Origin of the sequence: Neoroseomonas rubea (assembly GCF_016106015.1) — a bacterium.
Classification (GTDB): domain Bacteria; phylum Pseudomonadota; class Alphaproteobacteria; order Acetobacterales; family Acetobacteraceae; genus Neoroseomonas; species Neoroseomonas rubea.
Genome location: NZ_JACADQ010000399.1, coordinates 1 through 3,569 on the forward strand (window position 1 = coordinate 1; position 3,569 = coordinate 3,569).

4 protein-coding genes are annotated in these 3,569 nt (G+C 73.6%); 1 reads left to right on the forward strand and 3 read right to left on the reverse strand.

Going from position 1 to position 3,569, the window contains the following annotated elements:
* Window positions 1-20: 20 nt before the first annotated feature.
* The 3 genes from HW577_RS22585 to HW577_RS22595 are packed head-to-tail and all read right to left on the reverse strand — an operon-like array spanning window position 21 to window position 2,397.
* Window positions 21-779: a lysophospholipid acyltransferase family protein gene (locus HW577_RS22585; protein WP_198378365.1), complete on the reverse strand. Its 759-nt coding sequence runs from the start codon at window positions 777-779 to the stop codon at window positions 21-23.
* Entirely contained in the window at window positions 779-1,756 is a 978-nt protein-coding gene (locus HW577_RS22590) for a phosphatidate cytidylyltransferase (RefSeq protein ID WP_198378366.1), read from the reverse strand. The genes HW577_RS22585 and HW577_RS22590 overlap by 1 nt, the downstream gene beginning before the upstream one ends.
* Window positions 1,753-2,397, reverse strand: coding sequence for a CDP-alcohol phosphatidyltransferase family protein (locus tag HW577_RS22595; RefSeq protein ID WP_198378367.1), 645 nt, complete (start codon window positions 2,395-2,397; stop codon window positions 1,753-1,755). The genes HW577_RS22590 and HW577_RS22595 overlap by 4 nt, the downstream gene beginning before the upstream one ends.
* A gap of 72 nt (window positions 2,398-2,469) precedes the next feature.
* Here HW577_RS22595 and mutL point away from each other — a divergent pair.
* The coding region (gene mutL / locus HW577_RS22600) for a DNA mismatch repair endonuclease MutL (RefSeq protein ID WP_198378368.1) at window positions 2,470-3,569 on the forward strand (1,100 nt) is incomplete at its 3' end.

Genomic DNA, 3,569 nt, shown 5'->3' on the forward strand with positions numbered 1-3,569 from the left:
TCGGAACCCAATTCTTCAACTCACCGCGGGTCCAGGGGACCGTCGTCCCCTGGCGGGGGAGCCCGAGGGGGCAGCGCCCCCTCGGCCCGCACCGCCGCCTCGCACCGCGCCGCCACCACCTCCCACCCCGCGCGCACCGCCGGCACATCCGCGAAGCGCAGCGGCGCACCGATCGACAGCCGCAGCCGCGCAGGCTTCGGGAAGCGCGCATGCGCCGGCCAGGCCGCGTGGCAGCCCTCGAGCCAGCACGGCACCACCGGCACCTCCGTCCCCGCCACCAGCGCGCCGATGCCAGGCTGAAAGGCCGCCATCACGCCATCCCGCGCGCGCGTGCCCTCGGGGAACAGGATGTAGACCAGCCCATCCTCCACCAGCCGCTCCCGCAGCGTCGCGATCTCGCTCGCCCGCGTGCGCTTGCGCCAGACCGGCAGCGCGTTGACGGCGTAAGCCGCAAAGGCCGAGGACAGCGTCGATCCGAAGAAGGTGTCGCCGGCCGCCAGCGCATGCGCGCGCCGCGCCGCGTCCCCCCGCAGCACGGCGGACAGCACCAGCGCATCCAAGTGGCTCGCATGGTTCGCGACCAGCACGAAGGGCGGGGCGGGCAGGTTCTCCCGCCCCTCCACGCGCAACCGATGGAACAGCGCGAGATACGCGCGCAGCACCCGCCGCCACGCGCCCCCGACGATCACGCTGCCCAGGCCGCGCTCACGCGACAGGCTGCGCAGCCGGTCGGCGGCCTCCATCCCATGGTCGCGGGCCGGGCGCAGGCGGAATTCCATCAGCCCCCCGTGATCAGCCGCGCGGGCTGCTGTTCCGCCACGCCGACGAAGAAGCGGATGAAGTGGAAGGCGGCGGGGGCCACCAGCAGCAGCGAGTTGAACCGGTCCAGCACCCCGCCATGCCCGGGCAGGATCGTCCCCATGTCCTTGATGCCGATGTCGCGCTTGATCGACGACAGCATCAAATCCCCCGCCTGCGCGCCGATGCCCACCATCAGCCCGAACAGCAGCAGCCAATGCGGCTGCGCCATCGGCGTGCCCGCGAAGATCGCCCAGGCGAGGCCCGCGACCAGCAGCGTTGTGACGCACAGCGCGCCCAGCGCGCCGGAGATCGACTTGTTCGGACTCGTCGCCGGCAGCAGCTTCGGCCCGCCGATCAGCTTGCCGAAGGTGAAGGCCGCGACGTCGGACAGCGCGACGGTCGTCAGCAGCATCAACAGCACCGGCCGATAGGCGGGATCGTTCGCCATGAAGGACAGATGCGCGAGCCCCGCCCCGAACAGCATGTAGGCGAGGATGCCGAGCGCCGTGCGCTGCACGTATCCCGCGGGCCGGTCGCGCGGGATGGTGCCGATGCAGATGACACCCACCGTCAGCGGCCACAGCGCCACGAAGAACCCATACCAATGATCGAGCGCGGCGAAGTTCACCGCGAGGATGCCGAGCACGACCAGCGCGGCCACCAGCGGCTCCCGGAACAGCCCCGTCGCGCGGTCGAATTCGCGCAGGCAAGCAAGCCCGAGCAGCGTCACCGCGCCGATCACCCATTCGCGCCCCAGCAGCACCGGCCCCATCATCAGCGGCAGCAGCAGGCACCACGACCCCAGCCGCAGCCACAATTCCCGCCGCAGTTCCGGCGTGCCCTTGCCCGTCGCCGTCATCGCGCCGATCACGCCCGCGGCGACCAGCAGCACGGCCACCGTCGCGCCGACGATGCCGATGGTGACGGGGTGGTCGAAAACGCCCTGCCGGATCATCGCGCCGCCTCCAGCGCCGCGGCGGCGCGCGCCAGCCTGCGCCAGGCGGTGAAGACCGATCCGAGCGCGATCACCAGCAGCACCACCCAGGGTGCCCAGGCGCCGCCCGACCAGCCCGCCGGGACCACCGCGCACCACACGGCCACCGCCGTCGCCAGCGCCATGCGCTGCTGCTTCGCCATGGGTCCCGAGAAATCCGACGGTGCGCCGGCCGACCGCGCCGTGGTGCGCACATAGGCCGTCAGCATCGCCGCCAGCGCGGCGACCAGCCCGAGCGCCACGTCACCGGCCGCGACTCCGAGCCCGACCAGCACCGCCGTGTCCGAGACCCGGTCCGGCACCTCGTTGAACAATTCCCCGACCGGAGAGGCGACGCCGCGCCCGACCGCGACCATCCCGTCGAACAGGTTCGCCAGCAGCCGCGCCTGCACCCCCGCCGCACCGAGCAGCCAGAACAGCCAGGCCGCGCCCGGCAACCACGCGGTCGCCGCGAAGGCGAGCCCCGCCGCCAGCCCTGCCGCCATGCCGATCAGTGATATGCCGTTGGGCGAAGGCCCGCGCGCGATCAGCATGGCGGCGATGCGTTGCGTCACGCCAAGGTTGCGCGCCGCGATCGGGCGGCGATGGGTGTCTTCCGTCATCCGCGCAGCATGCCGTGTCCCGCGCGCCGCCGGAAGGAAGCGCTTCGCCCCCCGTCATGCTAATCTCCCCCGATGGATTCGCTGCCCCCGCCCGGGCCGCCCCCGCGCATCCGCCGCCTGCCCGAGACCACCGCCAACCGCATCGCCGCCGGCGAGGTGGTGGAACGGCCGGCCGCGGCGGTGAAGGAGATGGTGGAGAACGCGCTCGACGCCGGCGCGCGCCGCATCGCCGTCACGCTCGAAGGCGGCGGCATCGACCGCATCCTGGTCGAGGATGATGGCTGCGGCATGGGCCCCGGCGACCTCGCCTTGGCCGTCGAGCGCCACGCGACCTCGAAGCTGCCCGAGGAAGCGACGCTGTTTCGCATCGCGACGCTCGGCTTCCGGGGGGAGGCGCTGCCCTCGATCGGCGCCGTCGCGCGGCTGACCATCACGTCGCGCCCCGCCGGCGGGGACGCGCACCGCATCACGGTCGAAGGCGGCCGCGTCTCGGACGTCGCGCCGGCCTCCGGCGCGCCCGGCACGCGGGTGGAAGTGCGCGACCTGTTCTTCGCCACCCCCGCACGTCGGAAATTCCTCCGCCATCCGCGCGCCGAGGCGGAGCACGCCATCGACGCGGTCCGCCGCCTCGCGCTGGCCTGGCCGGGCGTCGCCTTCCGCGTCGAAACGGACGGGCGGGAGGCCCTGAACCTGCCCGCGGCCGAGTGGGAGACGCGCATCCGCCAGATCCTCGGCCCCGACTTCGCCGCCGCCGCGGTGCCGGTGGAAGCGGTCACGACGACGCTCGACCTGCGCGGCCTCGCCGCCCTTCCGTCCCACACGCGGGCGACCTCGGTGGCGCAGCACCTGGTGGTGAACAGCCGCCCCGTGCGCGACCCGCTGCTGCGCGTGGCCCTGCGTGTCGCCTATCGCGACGTGATCGAGGCCGGCCGCCATCCCGCCGCCGCGCTCTTCCTCGACATCCCGCCCGAAAGCGTGGACGTGAACGTCCACCCGATGAAGACCGAGCTGCGCTTCCGCGAGGCGGATCAGGTGAAGTCCGCGCTGATCTCCGCGCTGCGCCGCGCGCTGTCGGTCGGCGCGGGGGCGGCGGTGGCGGTGGCCTCCCTGCCGTCGGCGATGCGCGCGCCGGGCTTCGCGGAGGCGTCGCCGTCGCTGGCCCCGCCGCCGGG

What these genes read in the sequence shown, in the direction of transcription:
- HW577_RS22585 (WP_198378365.1), bottom strand. Translation starts at nt 779, where the DNA reads ATGGAATTCCGCCTGCGCCCGGCCCGCGACCATGGGATGGAGGCCGCC.
- HW577_RS22595 (WP_198378367.1), bottom strand. Translation starts at nt 2,397, where the DNA reads ATGACGGAAGACACCCATCGCCGCCCGATCGCGGCGCGCAACCTTGGC.
- HW577_RS22590 (WP_198378366.1), bottom strand. Translation starts at nt 1,756, where the DNA reads ATGATCCGGCAGGGCGTTTTCGACCACCCCGTCACCATCGGCATCGTC.